Origin of the sequence: Kangiella sp., from assembly GCF_014762745.1 — a bacterium.
In the GTDB taxonomy this organism is placed as follows: domain Bacteria; phylum Pseudomonadota; class Gammaproteobacteria; order Enterobacterales; family Kangiellaceae; genus Kangiella.
Map to the genome: position 1 here is coordinate 1 of NZ_JABURJ010000114.1, position 3,723 is coordinate 3,723.

General features: G+C 45.2%; 5 protein-coding genes and 1 pseudogene. 2 read left to right on the forward strand and 4 right to left on the reverse strand.

Going from position 1 to position 3,723, the window contains the following annotated elements; genetic code table 11:
- Together HUJ19_RS13075 and HUJ19_RS09775 are read right to left on the reverse strand one after the other, a co-directional pair.
- Positions 1 to 161, reverse strand: a pseudogene (locus tag HUJ19_RS13075) (asparagine--tRNA ligase); the annotation flags it as partial.
- Positions 162 to 215: 54 nt separating this feature from the next.
- Positions 216 to 413, reverse strand: a complete 198-nt coding sequence (locus HUJ19_RS09775) for a DUF1289 domain-containing protein (RefSeq protein ID WP_018624670.1) — start codon at positions 411 to 413, stop codon at positions 216 to 218.
- A gap of 182 nt (positions 414 to 595) precedes the next feature.
- On the opposite strand from HUJ19_RS09775, the gene HUJ19_RS09780 reads away from it, so the two are divergent.
- Positions 596 to 1,111, forward strand: a complete 516-nt coding sequence (locus HUJ19_RS09780; RefSeq protein ID WP_290623901.1) for a GAF domain-containing protein — start codon at positions 596 to 598, stop codon at positions 1,109 to 1,111.
- Positions 1,112 to 1,120: 9 nt separating this feature from the next.
- The gene (locus HUJ19_RS09785; RefSeq protein ID WP_290623903.1) at positions 1,121 to 1,543 is read left to right on the forward strand and encodes a VOC family protein; all 423 of its coding nucleotides are present in this window, start codon (positions 1,121 to 1,123) and stop codon (positions 1,541 to 1,543) included.
- A 216-nt stretch (positions 1,544 to 1,759) separates the two neighbouring features.
- Here the strand turns inward: HUJ19_RS09785 and HUJ19_RS09790 are convergent, their stop codons facing one another.
- Positions 1,760 to 2,839 (reverse strand): tryptophan 2,3-dioxygenase family protein, encoded by a 1,080-nt coding sequence (locus HUJ19_RS09790; protein WP_290623905.1) that lies wholly within the window; start codon positions 2,837 to 2,839, stop codon positions 1,760 to 1,762.
- Between the two features lie 174 nt (positions 2,840 to 3,013).
- Positions 3,014 to 3,723 (reverse strand): citrate/2-methylcitrate synthase (locus tag HUJ19_RS09795; protein ID WP_290623907.1); only part of this gene is annotated, 710 nt, incomplete at its 5' end.

Sequence of the window (3,723 nt, forward strand, 5' to 3'; positions counted from 1 at the left end):
ACTGCCTGAATAGGATTAAAGCAGCTGCCATCGTGAATATTAACGAACGAAAGTCCGGCTTTCGAATCACGACGAGTACGTACCCAGCCTTGGACGGTGACTTGCTCACCGACGCCGGGTTTGCCCGCGAGGGCGTCGACAATAGATACTAACATGATAATAAGGCTCCGATTTACCTTCAAAATTAGATATGAGAATGTTTATTAATATTGATGCTAAAACTTTTGTTTTCCTTCGAGTTTCAGGCGCAGATTGACGGCTTTTTTCTGGTCATCGGTAAATGTATGCCAGTTGAGCACTTCGTCGAAGGTTCGACCGCAACCACGACACACTTCATCGCCCAAAACGGTGCTACAGACGCCTATACAGGGCGAAGCAGTAGGACTTCTTTGGCCTTTACTTGAAATGGACACGATTTCTCCTGCAAAACTCACGAAAAAACAAACGCCGTATGTTACAGTGTGATGCGGTTATTGGCTAGTGATAATCTTAATACATAAGCACAAGATGTGGTAATACCCAGTTACTATCTAAGGCTTGTAATTGTTGGGCCTGTCAGCTATCTTGCCGCTATTCTTAACTTGATGTACATGCCATGTTTCAACTAGACGAATCGCAAATCCAAGAATACCAGAATGACAAACCTGAATATTATCGCCAGTTAGCCCTACAGCTGGATGCTTTGTTGGCAGAAGACAGTAACTGGATTACCAATATGTCGCAAATGTCTGCTTTTATATTCCAGATGCTGCCTGAGCTTAACTGGTCTGGTTTTTACCTGGTCAATCCTGAAAAGGCTGACAGTCTGATACTTGGTCCGTATCAGGGCAAGGTGGCCTGTGTTCACATTCCCTTTGGCCGTGGTGTCTGTGGAACGGCGGCTGCTACGCTTGAAACTCAGTTAGTCGAAGATGTACATCAGTTTGATGGCCACATAGCCTGCGATGCTGCTTCACAGAGCGAAGTAGTGATTCCTGTAGTAGTTGGTGGAGACCTGAAAGGGGTACTGGATATAGATAGCCCGATCACTAACCGCTTTGACCAGCAGGATGCCGATGGTTTGACGCTTTTGCTCAATACCTTCGTCAAACGCACACGATTCCCACAGTAGGTCATTGCAATGAGTATTCGTCCTTTTCACCTGGCCATTCCGGTGCATGATCTGGAGCAGGCCAGAAAGTTCTATGGTCAGGTTTTAGGTTTCTCGGAAGGCCGCTCCAGTGATCACTGGATTGATTATGACTGCTATGGTCATCAGCTGGTGGTGCATCTTGATGCATCTATGGAATCAGCCGAGAAGGCACATAATCAGGTCGATGGCCATGCCGTGCCTGTGCCTCATTTCGGCGTCGTGCTGGATATGGCGACCTGGCAAGATTTAGCCAAGCGATTAAAAGGACAGGGCGTCCAGTTTGCCATAGAACCTTATATTCGATTCAAAGGGCAGCCCGGCGAACAGGCGACTATGTTCTTTTATGACCCATCGGGCAATGCGCTGGAATTTAAAGCTTTTAATGACTTAAGCCAGTTGTTTGCGAAATAAGCGTTCACCTGATAAAAATATCCCAGCTTCGCGTTTGACTTAAAAGTAACAATTTATTCTGTCATTCGCCCAGCTGTGACCATCAGGAATACCTTTAGGTACCTTGGGAATCCAAGTTTCTATTAACAGGCTCTATCAAGTCCTTGAATCCCGCGGCCGAGCCGCGAGATGACAATATTGGATTTTAACTGTAGACATTTAGTCTGTGTTTGGCTTCTAAAAATTCATCGCCTTAATCACTTCGTCTGGTAGCTCTGGAAGTGCCGAGCGTGGAATCAGGAAAGTGGTCAAGTTGAACAGATCACGGAAGAAGCGGTTGTTCTGGGTCGTTTGGCGTAAGTAGTCATGGCCTGCTGAGCCACCAGTACCAATCTTGGAGCCAATCATGCGCAACACCATGGTCGTGTGGCGATAGCGCCAGGTGGTGAATTTCTCATCAATTTCAACTAACCCCTGCAATAATCTGAATGGGCCATTGAGCATGGGTTGCTCGCGGTAAAGGTTAATGAAAAGGGCGCTGAGAGTAGCTTCCTGGCTCATGCGGAAACGACCCTGAGTTTTGAGCTCGTCATACTTGTTTTTGTCAAATAGAGCATCGAAAGTAGCGCGGGTATTTTCAAGGTCATTCAACTGGAAGGTTTTTTCAGCATCACTGAGATAGTCTGCTTCCTTAAGCACTTTTTCGTCGTGACTGAGCATGGTTTCGACGGCATTTTTGAAAATGTTCCAGAATTTAAAATCACCAAACTCAAGGAAAGGCATGCGCTCCAGCCATTTCTCAACTGCATCAAATAATGAAGGTTTCTCTTCAAGATCCATTAAGTAATTACGATCCTGTTCATTAAGGCGGCTGTAGAAAGATTTTTTGTCGAAATTAATGCGGTATTCGGATTTAAGCCCAAGCAGAATTTCAATTTCTTTGAACTGAATGCTCTGAAAGCCTGAGGCTGGAATCAGGTAGTCACGGAAATCCAGAAAGTCCAGTGGAGTCATGGTTTCCAGAATATCAATCTGATCGACCAGCACATCTTGAATGCGATGAACACGCTCCAGACGTAGATTCACGGTGCTGATCTTGCTTTCATCGACATGACTTTGCGACAGCACAGGTAAGATTGAGTGAATTTCATGCAGAATTTGTTTAAACCATAGTTCGTAGGCCTGATGCACAATGATGAACAGAGTTTCATCATGCGCTTCGGCGCCATATTTCTTACTCTCCGGATGTTGTGCGTCGAGTAGTTTGTCCAGCTGTAAATAGTCTGGGTAATAACAGGGTTTGGTATTTTTTTGCATGGTCCACCGCTTCTAATTTGAAAGACAGGCTGTATCGCCTTGCTCTTGTTCTATCGTTAAAAATTTTAATTCTAGAAAAACAAAAGGAGCACTCGAAGTGCTCCTTTAAATTATAGATCTTTGAAAAAAATATTGTCAGTAATAATTTTTCAAAGTTGGGTACATATTGCTGGATTAACGCTTCTTAATATCCACGTAATCACGCTCAGTAGCACCTGTATATAACTGACGAGGACGACCAATACGACGGTCATCTTCACCAATCATTTCGTGCCATTGAGATACCCAGCCTACAGTACGCGCCAAGGCGAAAATTACTGTAAACATATTGGTTGGGATACCCATGGCGTCAAGAATAACACCCGAGTAGAAGTCTACATTCGGGTAAAGCTTCTTCTCGATGAAGTATTCGTCTTCAAGCGCGATCTTCTCCAGCTCAAGAGCAACCTTGAAGATAGGATCGTCGTGCTTACCTAATAGATCCAATACTTCATGAGCGCTTTCACGCATCACTTTAGCGCGTGGGTCAAAGTTCTTATAAACGCGGTGACCAAAGCCCATCAAACGGAATGGGTCGTTCTTATCTTTGGCGCGCTCAATAAATTCAGGGATACGGCTAACGTCACCGATTTCACGCAACATGTTCAAGCAGGCTTCGTTTGCTCCACCGTGCGCAGGACCCCACAAACAGGCAATACCTGACGCAATGGCCGCGAATGGGTTAGCGCCAGAAGAACCGGCTAGACGAACCGTTGAGGTTGAAGCATTTTGCTCGTGATCCGCATGAAGAATGAAGATACGGTCCATTGCTTTGACTAGTACTGGATCAGGTTTCCAGTCGTTGGTTGGCATGCTGAACATCATATTCAAGAAGTTTTCAGCCA

What these genes read in the sequence shown, in the direction of transcription:
- HUJ19_RS09780 (WP_290623901.1), top strand. Translation starts at nt 596, where the DNA reads ATGTTTCAACTAGACGAATCGCAAATCCAAGAATACCAGAATGACAAA.
- HUJ19_RS09785 (WP_290623903.1), top strand. Translation starts at nt 1,121, where the DNA reads ATGAGTATTCGTCCTTTTCACCTGGCCATTCCGGTGCATGATCTGGAG.
- HUJ19_RS09790 (WP_290623905.1), bottom strand. Translation starts at nt 2,839, where the DNA reads ATGCAAAAAAATACCAAACCCTGTTATTACCCAGACTATTTACAGCTG.